Origin of the sequence: Paenibacillus sp. MZ04-78.2 (assembly GCF_024213375.1) — a bacterium.
GTDB lineage: Bacteria > Bacillota > Bacilli > Paenibacillales > NBRC-103111 > Paenibacillus_G.
This window is the reverse complement of the sequence record NZ_JANAVJ010000018.1, coordinates 68501-87838: the sequence shown is the minus strand read 5'-3', so window position 1 is coordinate 87838 and position 19338 is coordinate 68501. Positions and strand designations below refer to the sequence as shown.

Annotated in this window: 12 protein-coding genes and 1 pseudogene; 10 read left to right on the top strand and 3 right to left on the bottom strand. The window is 41.4% G+C overall.

The window, feature by feature from the left end; translation table 11 throughout:
* The first annotated feature begins 225 nt into the window (after positions 1-225).
* The 3 genes from NLX71_RS14945 to NLX71_RS14935 are packed head-to-tail and all read left to right on the top strand — an operon-like array spanning position 226 to position 5316.
* On the top strand, positions 226-1866 hold the full coding sequence (locus tag NLX71_RS14945) for a hypothetical protein (protein ID WP_254364493.1): 1641 nt from the start codon (positions 226-228) through the stop codon (positions 1864-1866).
* Positions 1863-4838 carry a DEAD/DEAH box helicase gene (locus tag NLX71_RS14940; RefSeq protein ID WP_254364492.1) on the top strand — a complete coding sequence of 992 codons (2976 nt, stop codon included), beginning with the start codon at positions 1863-1865 and terminating at the stop codon, positions 4836-4838. Before NLX71_RS14945 ends, NLX71_RS14940 begins: the two co-directional genes overlap by 4 nt.
* Before the next feature lie 4 nt (positions 4839-4842).
* Complete coding sequence (locus NLX71_RS14935) at positions 4843-5316, top strand: hypothetical protein (protein ID WP_254364491.1); 474 nt, start codon at positions 4843-4845, stop codon at positions 5314-5316.
* A 110-nt stretch (positions 5317-5426) separates the two neighbouring features.
* On the opposite strand, the gene NLX71_RS14930 is transcribed toward NLX71_RS14935, so the two are convergent.
* Positions 5427-7091, bottom strand: coding sequence for an S-layer homology domain-containing protein (locus NLX71_RS14930; protein ID WP_254364489.1), 1665 nt, complete (start codon positions 7089-7091; stop codon positions 5427-5429).
* Between the two features lie 159 nt (positions 7092-7250).
* The gene (locus NLX71_RS14925; RefSeq protein WP_254364488.1) at positions 7251-9734 is read right to left on the bottom strand and encodes an O-antigen ligase family protein; all 2484 of its coding nucleotides are present in this window, start codon (positions 9732-9734) and stop codon (positions 7251-7253) included.
* A gap of 241 nt (positions 9735-9975) precedes the next feature.
* Here NLX71_RS14925 and NLX71_RS14920 point away from each other — a divergent pair, with 241 nt between their 5' ends.
* From NLX71_RS14920 to NLX71_RS14880, 7 genes and pseudogenes are all read left to right on the top strand, one after another.
* Positions 9976-10767, top strand: coding sequence for an ABC transporter permease (locus NLX71_RS14920; protein ID WP_254364487.1), 792 nt, complete (start codon positions 9976-9978; stop codon positions 10765-10767).
* Positions 10768-10883: 116 nt separating this feature from the next.
* A pseudogene (locus NLX71_RS27310) lies at positions 10884-11702 on the top strand (IS110 family transposase); the annotation flags it as partial.
* Positions 11703-11914: 212 nt separating this feature from the next.
* Positions 11915-13237 carry an ABC transporter ATP-binding protein gene (locus tag NLX71_RS14900; RefSeq protein ID WP_254364484.1) on the top strand — a complete coding sequence of 441 codons (1323 nt, stop codon included), beginning with the start codon at positions 11915-11917 and terminating at the stop codon, positions 13235-13237.
* A complete protein-coding gene (locus NLX71_RS14895; protein ID WP_254364483.1) occupies positions 13238-15733 on the top strand; it encodes a methyltransferase domain-containing protein in 2496 nt (831 codons plus the stop codon). It begins immediately after the preceding gene.
* 24 nt (positions 15734-15757) lie between these two features.
* The gene (locus tag NLX71_RS14890) at positions 15758-16669 is read left to right on the top strand and encodes a decaprenyl-phosphate phosphoribosyltransferase (RefSeq protein ID WP_254364482.1); all 912 of its coding nucleotides are present in this window, start codon (positions 15758-15760) and stop codon (positions 16667-16669) included.
* A gap of 18 nt (positions 16670-16687) precedes the next feature.
* Positions 16688-17104: a divergent PAP2 family protein gene (locus tag NLX71_RS14885; RefSeq protein ID WP_254364478.1), complete on the top strand. Its 417-nt coding sequence runs from the start codon at positions 16688-16690 to the stop codon at positions 17102-17104.
* Between the two features lie 10 nt (positions 17105-17114).
* Positions 17115-18047, top strand: coding sequence for a lysylphosphatidylglycerol synthase transmembrane domain-containing protein (locus tag NLX71_RS14880; RefSeq protein WP_254364477.1), 933 nt, complete (start codon positions 17115-17117; stop codon positions 18045-18047).
* Positions 18048-18526: 479 nt separating this feature from the next.
* Here NLX71_RS14880 and NLX71_RS14875 read toward each other — a convergent pair whose 3' ends face one another.
* A complete protein-coding gene (locus NLX71_RS14875; RefSeq protein WP_254364476.1) occupies positions 18527-18868 on the bottom strand; it encodes a hypothetical protein in 342 nt (113 codons plus the stop codon).
* Positions 18869-19338: the final 470 nt, after the last annotated feature.

Here is a 19338-nt window from a genome sequence, read left to right as displayed (position 1 = left end):
CCTCGTGATCTCGTCCCTGTAAAATTATGCTACGGTTTCTTCTTTGAAGCAATAGATAGTTTTCAGACACGCCCTAGTCCGTCTATAATTAATTTTTCCGACGTGAGGATAAGAGCTGCCAATTCCACCCTCATCGGCTTGCTGCCAGCTACTTTTTCCGGCTACGTATGTGATATATTAATAGAGCTATTACTAAAAGTAATCCACAACTTCGGAGGCCGGAAAATGCTCCAATTGTCAATGAATTCGCTTGTGAAGGAAGTTTACCGTTACTTTTCGTATCCGATTCTGGAACGTGGCTGGCGCTACTATAGCAATGATAGCGTTATTGATCTGGAGGAAGACGAAGCTAACGGAATGTACTATGCATCGGTTGCCGATCCCGACGGTGAGGTTTATTTTGCAGATATTGTTCCAGCGTCTCTCAAAGAAAGTCAATGCGATTGCGGAAAAAACTACTGCGCGCATCTATCGGCGGGGTTATTTGAATTGTGCGAGCGATTGGGGCTGGAGCCCTATAAGCTGCTAAAACCGGGGGGGAACGCTTGGAGAGACGCGGCACAGAAGGCTGCGTTTTCCGGGAAAACCGGCTCATTGAGCGCCACGCAGATTCGCAGCAGCGGGACGAACGCCGCCGGTCCTAAAAAATCGCCGCTTGCCCCCGTCCCTCAACCGAATTCGGGCGTGGAGTCTTGGCACCGATATTTTGAAAGCCAGATCCCCTTGGATCGCATCCAATCGATCCAAGGGCTGCATGCGGAAATTTCAAGAAAGCTGCTGCCTCATGCCAATGGCTGGAAGCCGACTTTGCGCAGCTTATACGCGCTGCACATTCAGTTATTTGCTATGACAGCGGGGGACCGGGTCCTTTCTTCTTTATATCAGTTCAGGTATAACTTTTACAATTCGGGATCTATCGATGAGCTTCATGCCTACGGCGATGAGATCTACCGCCATGTGGGAGAGCTTGTTCGAGGCATCGATCAGGGTGATCTCATACAGCACCGTACGCTTCTTGACGAAACTGCGGCGTACTTGGCGGCCCATGCATTTCAGCAGGGCAGAAGTTCTATGCCTTGGGGTCTTGTCTATTCCACGATTTGGTGGAACTTGCTGTGGGACGAGGAGCGGATGGACCGGGAAAAAGCCAGGTTAAACCGTGCCGCGCGCAACGAGGTGTTTACGCCTGGGCAGGCCGATCAAATCTTCTCCGCATTGATTATGTTTGATCTTCGGGTCGGGAACGATCAGGCGGCCATGAATAAAACGGGGCGGATTCAACGTCATGTCTTGGAAGTCATGCTGCCTTTCCTAAACTCGTTTATTGCAAACGGACAATGGGAGCGCACCATTTCCTGGTTGGAATTTTTAATTTCTGCGATGAAAGCTTCCCGCTATTACGGCATCGGGACGTATTTCCAGCTATGGGATCAAGTGAAGCAGCATGTCCAGTTGGAGGACCGATGGAAAAAAGCGGTTTTCGAGCTGATGCCGGGCAGCTTCTCTTACTATGCTCAGACGCTGCTAAACCGGAACTTGCTGCAGGAGTGGGTAGATCTACATATGGCGGCCGGGTTTATGCCTACCGATTTCCGCGCGGCCGAGTTGAAGCCCGTCGAGAGTAAGCGCAAGGATTTTCTGCTGCCGTGGTATCACTACAGCGTGGAGCGGTGTATTGCCGAGAAGAACCGAAATGCATATAAAGCCGCCGTTCGCATGATGAAAAAGCTTAAGCAAATGTACAAGAATTTGAAGCAAACGGATCGGTGGGAACGGTATTTGGAACATACGACTGCGAAATATTCCAGGCTCAGGGCGTTTCAGGAAGAGCTTGCAAAACTGCGGAGCGGAGGGGATGGCGCATGATTGATTTTCATACGGTTAAGGGAGACGGCAGGCAAAATGCAGACGGCAGCATAACCGTTTGGGCCTTGTCCGTGAGCGGCCGGGTGCTGACGCTTCATGAGCTTCGAATGCGGCTTTTTGCATGGCATCTGCGCAGCATGCACGGTATTTTACTGAAGCAGGACGACGACTCTCAGGAAGGACGTTCGCTGGTGCTTTCGCCCGTCGACGCATTGGATTACTTCGCTTCGCCCGGTACTTCGCTGCATCTTCCCGTCGAATGGTCCGAATCGCTGAATCTTCTTCGGCAGACAGCCGAGTTTTTTCGGGAAGTGTTGGATAAAGGATGGTATCGGCCGGATGCGGAGGCTTGGCAGGAAGGGAGACGAGGCTGGAAGCTGATGCTTCCGGAAGGACTGGCACAGAATGGGGAGCGCTTGGAGCAGGAATTGAAAGCGGCCCAGATTGATATTCGATTATGGTTCGATCGGATCATGGAGGAGTTGAGCCATAGCGATGAAGCAGTAGATGCCGCATGGGACGACCTTTGTGCGGAGCAACCGGTATTGCTCGCGCATGCGTACGGTTCGATACCGATGGAATCGGCGATATCGCTTGAAGAAGAGGATTGGCTTGTTTCGGTCGGCTGGCAAAAGGACGATATTCCGTTTCGTACGTGCTTTCGGCTCAACGAACCGTTCATGGACGGAGACGAGGACAGTGCAGCCTGGAAATTAGAGGCGCTGCTGCAAGATAAGGATAATTCGGCTGCGATCCTGCCTGTGGAATGGTCTGAGGGGAACGTTTGTACGGACCGGCTTCCCGAGGCTTGGGCAGAGCATGCTTCCCGGCGCGTGCCGTCAGACCTCCGCAGATGTTTGCAGCTATTGCCTTCGTTAAAAGCTTCGCAGGATTCGAATTCGATTGATCTGAAGCCGGTACTAAGCGAAACGGAGGCATGGGACTTTCTGGAGAGAGACAGCCTGCTTCTGCTGAACGCAGGATACTCCGTGCTCCTCCCGGTATGGTGGGAAGCATTAATGCAGCATAAGCCGAAGCTGAAGGTGAAGCTCAAATCGTCCGTAGGTTCAACTGCGGAATCGTTCTTTGGGGCAAGCCAGCTTGTTCGTTTTGACTGGAAGGTGGCCGTTGGCGGTCTTGATCTCTCGGAGGACGAATTTATCCGTCTCGCTGCTGAGAAAAAACGGCTGATGCACATTCACGGCCGTTGGATACGATTGGACCCGGAATTTGTCGTTCAGGTGCAGAAAGCCATGAAGCGATTCAATAAAAGCGGGCTGTCGTTTCAAGAAATATTGGAAATGCATTTGCTTGGACAGTCCGATCAAGCGGAGGCGCCAAGTGAAGAAGGCGCGACGCCGAATTCTGACGAAGAGGCGGAACCGAAGCTTCGGATCGAGGTCGAGCTCAACAACCATATGGCCAAGCTGGTCGAACGAATGCAGCATACCGATCGGATTCCGATCGTTGCTCCGTCTCCTCTTCTCCAGGCGGAACTAAGAAAGTACCAGCAGGACGGCGTATCCTGGTTATTGTTTATGCGCAAATTCGGCTTAGGAGCGTGCTTGGCGGATGACATGGGGCTTGGTAAAACGATCCAATTTATTGCCTATCTGCTTCGTGTAACGGAAGAAAGCGAAGCCGCCGCTACCCGGCCCGCCCCGACCCTTCTGATATGTCCGACCTCGGTGCTCGGCAACTGGCAAAAGGAATTGGAGCGTTTCGCTCCAACGCTTCGCGTCTATTTGCACTATGGGCCGCAGCGGCCTAAGGGGGAGGCGTTCCCCGAAGCAATCCGGGACTTCGACCTGGTCGTCACATCCTACAATCTGGCGCAGATGGATGAAGCGGAGCTGTCCACCATCACTTGGAATGCTATCTGCCTTGACGAAGCGCAAAATATCAAGAACGTGTATACCAAGCAATCCGCGGCAATTCGCCGTCTGAATGCACGCCATCGCATTGCGTTGACCGGAACGCCGATCGAGAACCGGCTGACGGAGCTGTGGTCCATTTTTGATTTTATGAATCCCGGCTATTTGGGCAGTCTTTCAGAGTTTCAGCATCGTTACGTGCAGCCTATCGAAAAAAATGGCGATGAGACGCTCATCGGCCGCGTGCAGAAGCTGATACGTCCCTTTTTGCTCCGGCGTGTCAAGAAAGACCCTGCGATTCAGTTGGATCTACCGGACAAGTATGAGAGCAAAGCGTACGTATCGCTTACGGCGGGGCAGGCCGCGCTGTATGAGAATGTCGTCGAAGATCTGATGCAGCGTCTGGACACGCTTACCGGCATGGAGAAGAAAGGGCTTATTCTGGCTACATTGACCAAGCTGAAACAAATTTGCGATCATCCGGCGTTGTTTCTTAAAGAGAGGGACTCTTCTTCACAAGAGAACCGCTCAGCCTCAGCCAAGGTTACGCGCCTTCTGGAAATGCTTCAAGAAGCGCGGGAGGAAGGGGATCAATGTTTGATTTTTACGCAATTTGTTGAAATGGGGCACATGCTTAAGGCTACTGTTGAACAGGAAATGGGCGACCGGGTATTTTTCCTGCATGGAGGCGTCCCGAAAAAGCAGCGCGATGCGATGATCGCTTCGTTTCAGGCCCCCGACGTTCCGGCGAAAGACCGGATCGGGGTGTTCATCTTGTCTCTGAAGGCGGGAGGGACCGGTTTGAACTTGACGGCGGCCAACCGCGTGTTCCATTTCGACCGCTGGTGGAATCCGGCTGTGGAAAATCAAGCGACGGACAGAGCATTCCGTATCGGGCAAACCCGCGATGTGCAAGTGCATAAATTCGTTACGCTGGGAACACTTGAGGAACGGATCGACGAGATGATTGAACGAAAGCAGGGACTTAACCGGCAAATTGTAGGCGCCGGCGAAAACTGGGTGACCGAGATGTCCACCGGTGAGCTGCGCGACTTGTTCGCTCTTCGCCGGGAGTGGATCGGCAGACAGGAGGTATAAAGGCATGGCCAAACGAAAAAGAGAACGTATGAAGGCGAAGGAGCGCCGCCATCAGCGGGATATACCGGATAAGAACAACAGCAAGGACGCTGCCAGTCCGGAGGTTCCGGCAGCCAGCGGTGCTAAGAGCGGACAAGCGGAGACTTCGACTCAAGCTTCTGCGTCTGCTATCGCAACAACACCGTCTGTCAAGCGCCGCGGACGACCGCCCAAAGCCGCGTCAATAGCCGGAGCAGAGGGCCCGCAGCCGAGCGGGAGTGCTTCATCGGTCAAGCCAAAAGGCCGTCCGGCCAAGACGGTTCGTGGACCGGCCTCCGGGGAAGAAGGAGCTGGACGTCCCCGTTCGCGTTCGGCCGCCAAAAACAAGACGGCAATTCCTTTGGAGCTCGACTTTGGCGCAAGCCCCCATCTTCAACACATGACGCCAGGATGGCAGCAGTTCTACGCAGCCATACGAAAAGCATCCGGTAGGGAGTAAGTCCTGTGGAGTGGTTTCCAAACTCCAACAAAACGTAGCTGTATATAAGAACCAAACAAAAAGAACCCCGAAGCAAGTAGCTCCGGGGTTCTTTTTAATAAATCTTATAATTAGTTAATGAAGTCAGCCAGTTTGAGGTAACGTTTCAGCATCGTAGCTGCTTGCGAACGAGTTGCTTTCTCAGCAGAACCGATGGTGTCGTCAGTCAGACCATTGATGATGCCAGCATTCACGGCAGCAGCAATTTCTTTCTTAGCCCAAACAATTTTGGAAGAGTCTTTGAATTTCGCAAGCAGTTGAGTTTGGTTCGACTCGGAAACGTTGGAAGCTACGCCTGCATAAGTCAGGGAACGGATGATCATAGCAGCCAATTCTTCACGAGTGATTTGTGCATCCGGACGGAACGTACTGTCTTCATAGCCATTGATAATACCTGCTTTGGAAGCTGCTGCTACTACGCCAGCATACCAAGCGGAAGAGTTAATGTCAGTGAAAGACGTATTAGCCGATACGGAGTTCAGGCCCAGGGAACGAACAACCAATGCTGCGAACTCTGCACGAGTAATGTTGCGGTCCGGCTGGAATTGTTTGTCGGATACGCCTTCAACCACCAATTTGTTAGCAAGCAGCTCAACGTCTGCTTTGGACCAGTGGGAAGCGAGATCTTCAAACGATTTGTTTGCTTCGATTACCGTGTAGATGCTGCTGCCGTTACGTTTCAACGTAGCAACGGTTTGACCGTCTTTCGATTCAAACGTAGAAGGAACAAAGCTCAGCTTTTTCGTCGTCTCGTTGTAAAGAACGCCAGTTGCTTTTTTAGCATCCAGGTTTTTGTTTACATTCAACGTACGGGAAACATAAGTGCTTCCGAAATCAACATTGACAGATTTGCTGTTGCCAGAAGCGGTTACGTTGAAGTCAACAGCGTTCTGAACTGGGCTACCGCCTACAGCTTGAACTGCTTTCGTTACGTCTTCTGCAGTAGCGCTAGCAACTTTAGCAATCGTTACGTTGATTTTCGTATCCTTCAGTTCAGCACCCAATTCTTTCGCGAGTGCTTCCAGTTTCAAAGCCGCCAGCGGAAGAGTAATGGTGCCATTGTCGTTGATGATTGTTACAGAAACTTTGCTTTTTTTCAACGCTTCTGCCAGTGCGTCAGCCGGGATAGCCAGCTTTTCACTTTTGGTTTTGATTTTAATTTCTTTGGAGTACTCGAAAGCTCTTTGCAAGGCGAAGGCATCTACGGAATCTCCAGAAACTTCGATAACACCGTTGTTGGAGATAGAACCACCGCCGCCGCCACCACCGCCACCACCGCCGCTGCTATAATAAGTAGAAGATTGGCTGCCGCTGTTCTGTAAGTAAGTTAGTTTACGGTCGTTACCGTAGTAGGTTACAACATAGACGCTATCCGGAACAGTAGGATTTGTCAGTCTTATGTTAAAGTCAAAGTATGTAACCTTATCAATCGTCCTGTAGGTTACGTCGGAAGTCGTGATAAGCAGGTCTTTGAGGTCGGCATCCGAGTATACACTTAAAGATACGCTTGTGTTTGAATCATAAGCATCTGTATACACGGAACCAGATACAGATTTGGTGTACTTATCATAACTTACAGTACCAAAATTAATGCCAGCAAACGCAAGAACAGGCAGCAGCATCGAGATGATCATCAGTGCAGCCAATGCTTGGGATGTTTTTTTCATTACAGTTGATTTCACTAGGGTCTTGCTCCTTTCATGATTGTAAACATTTTTTTTCTCTATTTGACTCATTTCACATTTCACCTCCCTCCCTGAGTAGAATCGACGAATCAATACCTTTTTAGAATAAAAATCATCTTTAAGGCCTAGAATCTATTTTAGCATTATAGACAAAAAAATGGTAGCAAATTGTAGTGTAAATTTAGCTACCATTTTTGATATGAAATTTTTTTAAAACTTACCGTTTACTAGAGATTCGATTTCTTGACGCTCGTTCGGATCTTGAGCGACTAGCTTATCAAAAAGGGCTTGGTCTGTTTTGCCTTGTTTTTGCAGCGAAGCCAGGTACCAGCGAATGTTTTGTTTGGTTGCCTGATCCTCCAGTGGCCCGCCGATACCGATCCGGAACATTGCTTCTGCGGCATCATATTTACCACGTATGAACTGAATCTGACCTAAAGCTAACCCCATTTTTCCCGTTTCCGAGAAGTCTTGGCCTTGACCTTGTTCTTTTGGTAATAGGGCAAGCTCCTTTTTACGAGTTTCAAATCGGTCATAAATTTCAAGTGCCTGATTCCAATATTTATCCCGTTCTTGAACGTTATTGGACTCACGAGTTGCATGGCCCATGTCGGTATTTAAAGAAATGAGAACCTCATAAAGAAAAACCTTCCACGGGAAACTATTTAGTTTTTCGTTTGCGAATCGTAATGCTTCTGCGGTTTGATTCTTTTGAATTAAACTAAAAATCTTTCTTTCCACCAATTGATAATTATGAGGCTCTTTTTGCAATGCCTGGTCTAGTAAAGCTGTAGCTTCCGTATAGTACTTATCATCTTTAGTTTGATTATAGACCTGAAAAAGAATCGATGCTTTTTGAAGAGTGTAATCCGGATGGTTCGGATGCTGAGACAGCGCATTATCTAGCGGCGCCAATATGTCGTTTAAATTGTTGTTTCCACTGGCAGCAGTAGCTCTGGATTGATTGAATTGACCATCGGCGCTAAGCAATCTTACGGAAGTAAAGAAAAGGAACAAAGAAAGAAGAAGCATAACCGAGGGATAAGCCCACTTTCTTGTATTCAGAACTTCCTTCCATTGGTTGCTTAACGTCATCGTATCATTCGATATCATAATGCCAAAGCTTAAGAATAAAAGAATTCCCAAATAAACATAGCTCAAGTCAAAGTCCAAACTGCTATGAACAAGTATGGAGATCGATACAATAAAGAAAATAAAACGTTTGTTTCGAGTATGCTCGTCTTGCTTAATAAAGTTACGGATGTAAATGTAGTAAATAAAAATAAGAAAAATCAGGAATGCAGCAAATCCAACGATACCTACATCCGTTAAGTATTGCAGAAAAAAGTTGTGAGCTTGCCGACTGATATACGGGTTATTCTGGTATTTTTCATATAGTGCTGGCCAAGCTCCCCCGCCTGCTCCGAAAACAGGGTAGTCTTCAAACAGTTTCATGGCATCTTTGTAGAACGTACCGCGCTCTAATACACTGTGCTGTTGAAGATTGATGTTTTCAATACGGGTACGGATGTTTTCCGGAAGCAACTTTGTTACTCCGGAATCGGTCAATAACAATGTGGCACCGATCCCGCCAATAACGACGGCAAGAACAGGAATCGCAAGGAAAGAGAAACGTTTTTCTTCGAATCGAGTTGTTAACTTTTCGATCCAGGGAGAAGCGAACTTTTGGATAAGCACTGCTAATACCGCATAAATTAAAGAAATAACCAATAGGTTTGTCCAACCCGAGAGCGAAAGATCGGATTTATATTCGTGAAACAAAGTAACCCCGATTGTCGTTAGTTTATTTAGAATGACAACGGATAATCCAAAAGATAAGACAAAATGAATAAGGTAAGTGACTTGCTTACGCGGTTTAAGAAACGGCAGGACCAATAACAAAACGATAGGCAAAATGACCAAAGCGCCGCGCGATAATGTAACGAAAAAAGAAATGATAATAGGAACGACCATAAAAGCATGGATGCCTATCGAATACCATTTTGAAGAGGTGATAACTAAGAATATGGCGACCAGCAAGATTGCAATAAGAAAAGCCGCGTAAGAGTTAGCATACTGGAAAACCGATGTCAAACGAGGACCGTTTGAATCCGACATCACCGCATAAAGGTAAGAGGTATTAGGCTCCATGTTGGCAGCGAACCACTTTACCAGCGCAAAAGCGGCTTCTTTATTGCCAAGCCAGTTCATCATTCCGAAAATTACGATAAAGTAGGAAGTGCTGATAAAACCGTACTTGAGTATTGAGAGGCCAAGATCCTGCTTTGTAAGATAATAGGCTAACGAAAAGAATGCAACATAAATAATTTGAATATATACGGAGTTTGCGGCATAATTAGTTGAAGCAGCTACGAATGTAGAAATGAAATAAGTAACAGGTAGCAGCCAAGCTAAAATTATTGCAAGATCCGACTTTTCTTTTAGTCTCCAATGGAAGTACAAATAGATGGACAGCAGGATTAAAACGACCGAGGCCCAAATGAAGGAGGAGTAGATTGGTCGTTCAAAGTCGAAGTTATTTCCGTTGAACAATCCTCGTTGGAATGGAGCCCAAAGTAGGAAGATCAAGGCGATTCCTGATAAGATCCAGAATAAAATTGAACTTTTATCTGTGGGTTCAGATGTTTTGTTTAGGAGAGCAGCATATGTGCGCTGGTTTTTTCTCGTATTCATCGTTGGGAATTCTCCTTATAAATTCTTTGGAATACGACAAAATATTATCATATTATTTTAAAAGTTTCCACTTAAGAATTTGTGGAATCGTCATGTTTATACAACATCAAATGATGATACTGATTAGGAAAGATTTTACGGAAGTTTCTAGTTCTAGTATTTATCTTTTTTATTTGTTATTATAATTTCAGACTAACTAACTTTATCGGATTTCCGAGATTGTTGAAAGGTTGTGTTCTCCATGTATCATTTTTTAAAAGAAATAATCATAAATCGTCAGCTTATTTTTAAATTTGCTACTCAAGATTTCAGGTCAAGGTACTTGGGGTCTTATCTTGGGATTTTGTGGGCTTTTGTGCACCCAAGCTTGATGATTCTAATTTATTGGTTTGTTTTTCAAGTAGGTTTTAAATCAATGCCTATAGGGAATATACCTTTTTTACTTTGGTTAATGACTGGATTAGTTCCATGGTTCTTTTTATCAGAATCTATAACAAATGCTGCGAATGCAATTGTGGATAATAGTTATTTAGTGAAAAAAGTGGTTTTTAAAGTTAACATGCTACCTTCAGTTAAAATTGTATCATCATTATTTATACATCTTTTTTTTATTGCTGTTCTTTTTGTTTTATTTTTTCTCTATGGTTTTGGTTTTAGTTATTATAATATTCAAATAATATACTATTTATTTTCTACGTTGATTTTTGTTTTTGGCATTTCATTGATATCTTCTTGTTTAGTAGTTTTTTTGAAGGATATCGGTCAGATAATTAACATGCTATTACAATGTTGCTTTTGGCTTACGCCTATTTTTTGGTCTTTTGATGTTGTGCCAAAAGAATATCATTTTTGGTTTAAGTTTAATCCATTATATTATATTGTAGAAGGCTACCGTCAAACATTTTTATTCCATCACTGGTTTTGGGAAGCCCCAACTTTAACAATATATTTTTGGTCTGTTAATGTTATTATTTTATTTATTGGAACATATTTGTTTAAAAAACTAAGACCGCATTTTGCGGACTTACTTTAAAGGAGTTATTCCTGTAATGAATTAAAATGCGGTTTGCAAAACAAAAAGCGCCTCCTGTATGCTGGGTCTTGGAATGCCACACATTCACTGCCCTAATTAAGAGGAGGACGCTCACTATGAAGTTTAAGCAATCGAACAAACAAAATCAACGAATTTCGAGCATTTCCGAAACGACGCTGGTCATCGGAATTGACAACGCGAAGCACAACCATGTTGCTCGTGCCTTCAATTACCGTGGCATTGAGCTCGGCAAGCGGTGTTTGTTCCAGAACGACGACAATGGCCTGTTAAACCTGCTAGCATGGGCTGACGGACGCACTGCTGGGCGTTGAGCCAACTGGCCATTACTGGTTTCCGCTGTTTCATTTCCTAAAGCAGCGTGGCATTGAGGTTGTTCTTGTCAACCCGCATCACGTCAAGAAAACTAAAGAACTCGACGACAACTCGCCAACCAAGAACGACATCAAAGATGCGAAAGTCGTCGCCAAACTCGTCATTGATGGACGCTATACAAAGCCGCGGCTGCCAGAAGGCGTTTATGCCGACCTGCGTATGCTTATGAACCAGCGAGACCGTCTATGCGGAGATTTGAATCGCGTGAAAGGAAGAATCCACAATTGGCTGGATCGCTTCTTTCCCGAATATAGGCAAGTGTTTAAAGACTGGGAAGGTAAGGCCTCGCTCATTACGCTAACGAACTTTCCGCTACCGCAAGATGTCATCGCCGCTGGCGAAACAACAGTGGTGGCTACTTGGAAGAAGAACGACGTAAAACGAGCCGTAGGCCCCAAGAGAGCGGAACTGCTCTACCGGAAAGCAGGAAAGTCCATCGGCCTCACAGAAGGTGCTACGGCGGCCAAGCATGAGCTAGCCATGTATTGGAGCAGTACGTCATGCTGTGGAGGCAGATCGAGCAACTGATGGAACTTGTAGCGGGGGTTAACCGCAAGGGTACATGTGGAGATCCATATGCGACCATACGGCTTTTAAAACGAGGTGTCCACCACCTCTATTCCCGCCAACAGGTCGATCCCATATGTTCACTTTCCGTCAAATATTATCCTCAAGTGCTTCGTGCGTCAAAGTTGAAAACATGTGTAATAGCGAGAAAAACGAAGAAAACATTAATTCTTTGAGGGAGTTCGTTATGATAGATGGAATAAACCAAAATGGAGATTCGGTAGTAACTCTTGAAGGGGTTACTAAAATATACAAATTATACGACAAACCTACTGATCGTTTGAAAGAAGCTCTGAATTTATCTAAACATAAGCGTTACTATCGTGATTTTTATGCATTAAAGGATGTGAGCTTTACCGCTAAGAAAGGTGAAACTTTAGGGTTAATTGGTCGCAATGGATCAGGAAAATCTACGTTGCTTAAAATTATAACCGGTGTACTAACCCCTACTTTTGGGGAAGTTAGAATAAATGGTAGAATATCTGCTTTATTAGAGCTAGGAGCAGGATTTAATCCAGAGTACACTGGGATTGAAAATATTTTTCTAAATGGCACGATTTTAGGGTTTACAAAAGAGCAGATAGAAAAAAAGCTTGATCAAATTCTTTCCTTCGCTGATATTGGGGATTTTGTTTATCAGCCTGTTAAATTATATTCAAGTGGCATGTTCGTTAGACTTGCTTTTGCTGTTCAGGCATGTATTGAACCTGAAATATTGATAGTTGACGAAGCACTAGCGGTTGGAGATGCGAAGTTCTCTGCTAAATGTATTAATCACATGAAGCGGTTAGTTGATGACGGTGTGACTGTTCTTTTTGTTACTCATGATGTACATTTAGTAAAGAGTTTTTGCCAAAAAGTTGTTTGGTTAAATCAAGGTGAAGTCAAATTACAGGGCGACCCTTTGTTGGTTACAAAAGGATATACTAAACATCTTTTTGAAGGAGATAAAAACGATGAGGGACAAGAAGAAATAAATGAAATTAGCATTTCGATAGACAATATAGTTGAAGAAGATATTGATGAATCTGATAAATTGCTTATAAATTGTGATAATTGGGGCTCGAAGCAATTGGAAATAATCGGAGTTTCCCTGAGGAATGGTTTAGGAAAGCAGACAGAAATAATAAATTGGGGAGAAAATGTACAGGTGAGTTTTTCCGTCAAAGTTTCCCAAGATGTTGTCTCTGAAAATATAGGATTTGGCTTTAGTTTTAGAAATAAGAATGGTCTTGATGTTATTGTCTCAACAACAATTGAGGAAGGATTGAAATACGGTCCTTTTAATAAAGGTGAAAGTATTCAGGTTGTTTTTAGTTTTGAGAATATTTTGGCAGAGGGAGATTACTTACTAACATTGCAAGTTGAAGACAGAAGTGAAAAAATACCTAAATACTACCATTTTGTTGAAAATGCGTTATTGGTTAAAGTTTTTTCAGAAAAACATATCTATTCATTGGTATTGCCAAAAGTTAAACAAGAAATAAAAATATGTGAGAGTGTGAGATAAATGGATAATACGTTTGGACTTTCCAGCAAGCCAACTCCTGATACTTGGGATATTGTTGCTAATAACTATACACTAGAGATTTCTCATTATGAAAGTATGTTAGTCGATGAGATTATAAATTTGTATCGAGCGATTGGGATTGATGAAAGTAAATCTTTGTTGGAATTGGGGTCTGGTAGTGGACACTTGTCTGGTTTATTTAATAGTAGAGGTTTTAAAGTCTCGTTGTTGGATTTTAGCGAAAAAGCTTTAGAAAAATCAAAGCTATTTTTTCAATCTCATAACTTTCTAGGCGAATTTTTAAAAGGCGACATAACCAATCTGGAAGATCTTGGTGGAGTGTATGATGTTTTATGGAATAGTGGGGTGATGGAACATTTTGATGACGAAACACTTCTTTCGACGTTAATTTCAATTAGAAAAAAAACTAGTAAGTACTTTATATTTTTAGTTCCTAATCCTCATTCAGTTCCTTATTTGATGTTTCGTTATAAACTAATGAGAGAAGGTAATTGGATATATGGTACTGAATATCTAAGAGATGACTATGAATATTTTCTTGAGAAAGCAGGGTTTAAGCTTTTAAAACAAGCATATTTAGGTTGGGGATTCACTAAAAGTCATCTCGAGACTGTTTATTCGTCGGATGTAAACAATTTTTTTTATGAGTTAATAGATAATAAGTTACTGCCAAAAGATAACGCTTATTTAACAGCTTATGTTGCAGTGCCTGATAGCTCGAATTTAGATTCTATTATTGAAAAAATTGATTCTAAGCAGAGTTATAAGAAGAAAACAGAAAATATGACGAGTAATTTTGATTTCACTGCTAAGTATAATGGAATAAAATCCCAAGAAGACAAAAAAAATAATTATATTACCTTATTAACAGAACAAGTAAAACATCAAGATCTAGAATTGCAACATTTAAAAGATGAATTAAATCAAAAAGATTTTACAGTTAAAGAACTTCAAGAAAATGCTGAAAAAATAAGTGCAGAATTCAGTAACCTAAAAAAACAGTTGGAAATTAAATTAAATGTAGAAGCTGAACTCGAAAAATACAAGGATATTCTAGAAGAGCAATCTCGAAATCTAGATGAAAGCTCTAAAAAGCTAATTAAGACTACCGAAGATTTGAATCATAACATATATGAGAATGCACTTTTGAACAATGTTATTTCTTCAAAAGAGAATGAATTAAATAATATATATTTATCTCACTTTTGGAAAATAGCCAAAGTATACTATCGTATTAGAGATAATTTTTTTATTTTTAAAATAGTGAAATCGCTCAAAAATAATGGTTTAAAAACTACAATTAAAAAAATAGGCAAAAAATTCAAGAAAATATATATTAATACTAAATATTCTTCAGAATATGAATATAAGTTAAGTTTGATAATTAAAGAGAACAAAAATAAACCGGTTATTGTATTTCCCCCTTTATTGGATTGGAACATCCCATTGTTTCAAAGACCTCAGCACATGGCTATAAATTTATCTGATAATGATTTTCTATATTTTTATTGTACAATTAATCATTACGATGATGTAAAAGGATTTTGTAACGTGGAAGGTTACAATAATCTTTACTTAACGGATCAGTATGAATTGCTATTAAAAAAACTAAAGGGTCCAGTAATATTCCATTTATATGCACAAGACAGTAATATTACTGCGGAATTTGTGAGTAAAAAGCTCGATGAAGGTTACAAAATTTTGTATGAATATCTGGATGCACTTCATGAAGATCTTTGTACCTCAAAAAATAATGTGATTGAAAGGCATATTAAAGTACTACAAAATGAAAAATGTATTGTTGTATCAACTGCTGATAAACTTCAAAATGAAGTAATGCAATATAGAACTGAAAATTTTCAAATGGTAACTAACGGTGTTGACTTTAATCATTTCAGAAGGGATTTAACAAATGAGGCGTTGCCGCCAGAAATTAATGGGATTATCCAAAAAGGGAAGCCTATCATTGGTTATTTCGGTGCTCTTGCAAAGTGGTTTGATTATGAGCTTGTGGAGAAATTAGCGAGAGAACGTCCGGATTATGAAATATTATTAATAGGGTGGAATTATGATGGCTCGTTAGATAATTATTCGTTAAGCAGCTTAGAAAATGTGACTATTATTGGTCCTATTGATTATAAAGTATTGCCCTTTTATTCGAGTTGTTTTTCTGTATCAACTATCCCGTTTAGAATAAATGAGATCACTGAAGCGACTTCCCCTATTAAATTATTTGAATATATGGCAATGGGACATCCTATTGTTACTACGAATCTTCCTGAATGCAGAAAATACCAATCTGTTTTAATTGGGCATGATCATAATTCGTTTGTTGAACAGATTGACAAGGCATTGATTCTAAGGAATGATCCTGAATATCAAGAAATAATAACAAGCGAAGCATTAGCTAATACATGGGCAGCGAAAGCAAAAGTTGTTGCTAATTTAATTAACGAAAACATTAAATTAACATAAGCTTACTACGGAGGAATTACTATTTTGACTAATTTATCAACTACAAGTAAAGAAAAGCTTGGGACATCATCCAATACTTTAGCGCTATTATTTTTACAATTACGTCCAAAACAGTGGACAAAAAATATTTTAGTATTTGCAGCTCCCCTATTTTCTTTTAAAGTGACTAATTTTCATATGATTCTTCAATCTCTAATTGGTTTCTTTCTTTTTTGCTTCGTATCAGGTTGTGTCTATATTTTAAATGATTTTGTTGATCGTGAAGCAGATCGTAATCATCCAGAAAAAAAATATAGACCGATGGCATCTGGTGCACTTAATCCATACATTGCCATTTGCGTTGGGGCTATACTATTGCTTTTTTCTTTAGCTTTTGCTTTTAATCAAAATATAATGTTTGGTGTAATCCTTAGTTTATATTTTGTATTAAATGTAGCGTACTCTTTTAAATTGAAACATGTAGTTATTGTAGATGTAATGATCATTGCATCTGGATTTGTTTTTCGGGCCATTGGGGGTGGTCTAATAATTAATGTGCCTTTTACCCCTTGGTTTATTATTTGTACTATGTTACTTGCATTGTTTTTAGCCCTAAGTAAGCGAAGACATGAACTAAGTCTCTTACAAAGAAACAAAAGTGCGCATAGAAAGGTACTCGAAAGTTATTCAATTAGTTTTGTTGATCAATTGAATAGTATAGTTATTACTGGGGCTATTATTTCATATTCCTTATTCACATTTACATCTGGGCACACAATATATTTAATGTTGACTATTCCTTTTGTTATATACGGTATTTTTAGATATATTTACCTTATTCATATGGAAGAGAAAGGTGGAAGTCCGGAAAAGGTTTTATTAGAAGACAAGCATGTACTGGTCACTGTAATTTTGTATGCGTTGCTGGTATTCATAATTTTGAATTATTTTGATTAAATTGAAAGTGGGTTAACAATGCCTTATTATTTAGCTCCATTGGTAGCTTGGGTTTGTTCGGGTACAATAAAATTCATGATCAATTACATTAGATTTAAAAACGAGGCCGGCAAATTAATCGGTAATGGAGGATTCCCAAGTACACATACTACAGTTATAGCAACCCCAACAATACTTATTGCAATAAATGAAGGAGTAAACAGCCCGATATTTGGGTTAGGTTTAGCGGTATTGCTTATTATTATGTTCGATGCATCAGGTCTTAGAATACAGGTTGGGAAACATTCTCAGTTTTTAAACAATCTAGCTGTGCATCTTGAATTGGTTAAAAAAGATAAATTGAGAGAAAGAATGGGGCATACCAAAATTGAAATTTTAGGAGGCTTACTATTAGGATTGATAATAGCGATATTATTTTATATAACATTTGGTTAGGTGTGAAAATGTGGAACAGAAAGAGAAAAAAATCGAATCCAAAATAGTTTTGGGAATTATTATCGGAGTAGTGGTTTTTATTGTTTTTGCTTTTTTTGGTGATGTTAATGTGATATTTAATACTATATTACAAATTGATACAAAATCACTGATCTTAGCTTTAGTAATAGTGTGTTGTAGTTATATAATACGTTTTATTAAATGGAACTATCTTATTAATGCAATAAATATAAAGATAAGTTTTTCGGAAAGCTTCTCAATTTTTTTTGCTGGCCGAGCATTGTCTATCACACCAGGTAAAGTAGGGGAGTTATTTAAAGCCTATATTTTAAAGAAAAGATACAAAATTGATATTTCTTATTCCTCCCCAGCTATTATTATGGAATGGTTTTCGGATTTTTTTGGAATATTAATCATAATTGGTTTATCAATCTTCGTATTTTCATATGGTTATATATTGTTTTTTTTAGCACTTTTTTTCATGTTACTCATTACTGCTGTCCTTCAGTCAAAAAAACTGTCATTGAGAATAATAGATTATATTTGTAAATTGTCTTTCTTGAAAAAACGAAGAGTACAAATTGAACAACTATATACTACAATATTCGGTCTTTTAGGTTGGAAAACACTCTTATATATAATATTCCTTAGTAGCTGTTCTTGGTTTTTGGAAGCTCTTAGCTTATATATTATAACAAATACTCTAGGTTTGTCTTTATCATTACTTCATAATTTATTTATTTTTTCACTAGGAACACTTACGGGTGCCATATCAATGTTGCCTGGGGGACTTGGAGCAACGGAAGTAAGTATGACAGGATTATTTCTTTATTTTCAAATCGATAAATCAACTGCTATCTCTTTAACATTAATAGCCCGATTGGTTACTTTATGGTTAGGTGTATTTATTGGTTTGTTTTTTTTATTACGTTACAGAGATTAATTCTTACTTAGTTTTGCTGAATCATGTATAGCTCCGATAAGTTGAAACACGTGAGGGAGATAAATAAGTTACATAGCTACTACTAAGTTCGACACGTAATTAAAAGGACAGCCTTGCCCAAGACCGCTTGTAAGCAGCTAATAATGACCAGAACCCGGCGGTTCCTTGAGATAACCATATCCCGTTTCAATGCTCCAACATAGTGGTGATAGCGCTGAATCGTGACGATATATAAAAGTTTGTCCACATGTAGGAGTTGCCGTTTGTCTGACATTTCATGGTGACTGAGAGAAGAATTGACTTGCGAGTGTACTGAATTTAAAAATCAGAAGATAGAATCGTAAAGCCGCTAAAAAAGGATGAGTGGTTGACTTTACGGCGTGATAACATGATGGATGCCAAACTGCCACGGGTAAAGGGTAGAACCTGTAATAAAACAACACAAGCTGCGGTGAAATGGGCAAGAGCGCTATCGCATCTCATCTTGCTCTTTGAAACATAGGGGCGATACGGTTGATGGCCGAAATGCCCGTCAACGCTGCAGCCCGTGAGTTCAGCATGAAACGCGGATGTGGCGCAGCATCTTCTATCACTACGTCGACAAGGCGATGACGAACTCGATATATCCAAGATGAAGCGGTGCTGTTTGCAGTAGAAGCAAAGGCACGGATACTCTGGAGCGCTTCAATTCGCACCACATAGTCTACCAAAGGATCTGCCTCATGCAGTTTGAAGTAGTATGTTATGACATGGAACCTTTCTTTATCTGAGGTAGCGAGGAGTATTTCTCTGATGCCGAGAACGTATTTGACAAATTTCATGTGAAGAAGCCGGGGAGAAGCCATCGTGGTACGGATTCAAGAGTAAGAGCAGACGCCGGAAATATATCTGGCTAAATAACGAGGCAAATCTCAAAGTCGATCAGAATGACATTACGGCTTCTGAAGGACAGCAACCTACGGATAGCGCGGGCTATCGTCTAAAGCTGGCCTTACAGGATTTCTGTAGCATCCCGCATATCCTGGGGGATGGAATGGATTAGATGGACTATCCACTCAAAGTTTGCGCCCATCATCAGGTTGGCCAAGACGATCAAACTGCATGAGTAAGGCATTTTACGATGGTTTCAGAGCAAGATGAATAATGATTGCTCGAAGGCATCAATGGTCTGGCGCAAGCAGCCAAACGACGGGTAGAGGTTACCGCAATGTAGAAATCTGATCGCCATGGTCTAATGGCCGTCAATAAGCCAACTTCCAATGTTCAAAGCCCGTTAAGTACAAACTGCCTT

What these genes read in the sequence shown, in the direction of transcription:
- NLX71_RS14945 (WP_254364493.1), top strand. Translation starts at nt 226, where the DNA reads ATGCTCCAATTGTCAATGAATTCGCTTGTGAAGGAAGTTTACCGTTAC.
- NLX71_RS14940 (WP_254364492.1), top strand. Translation starts at nt 1,863, where the DNA reads ATGATTGATTTTCATACGGTTAAGGGAGACGGCAGGCAAAATGCAGAC.
- NLX71_RS14935 (WP_254364491.1), top strand. Translation starts at nt 4,843, where the DNA reads ATGGCCAAACGAAAAAGAGAACGTATGAAGGCGAAGGAGCGCCGCCAT.
- NLX71_RS14930 (WP_254364489.1), bottom strand. Translation starts at nt 7,091, where the DNA reads ATGAGTCAAATAGAGAAAAAAAATGTTTACAATCATGAAAGGAGCAAG.
- NLX71_RS14925 (WP_254364488.1), bottom strand. Translation starts at nt 9,734, where the DNA reads ATGAATACGAGAAAAAACCAGCGCACATATGCTGCTCTCCTAAACAAA.
- NLX71_RS14920 (WP_254364487.1), top strand. Translation starts at nt 9,976, where the DNA reads ATGTATCATTTTTTAAAAGAAATAATCATAAATCGTCAGCTTATTTTT.
- NLX71_RS14900 (WP_254364484.1), top strand. Translation starts at nt 11,915, where the DNA reads ATGATAGATGGAATAAACCAAAATGGAGATTCGGTAGTAACTCTTGAA.
- NLX71_RS14895 (WP_254364483.1), top strand. Translation starts at nt 13,238, where the DNA reads ATGGATAATACGTTTGGACTTTCCAGCAAGCCAACTCCTGATACTTGG.
- NLX71_RS14885 (WP_254364478.1), top strand. Translation starts at nt 16,688, where the DNA reads ATGCCTTATTATTTAGCTCCATTGGTAGCTTGGGTTTGTTCGGGTACA.
- NLX71_RS14875 (WP_254364476.1), bottom strand. Translation starts at nt 18,868, where the DNA reads ATGAAATTTGTCAAATACGTTCTCGGCATCAGAGAAATACTCCTCGCT.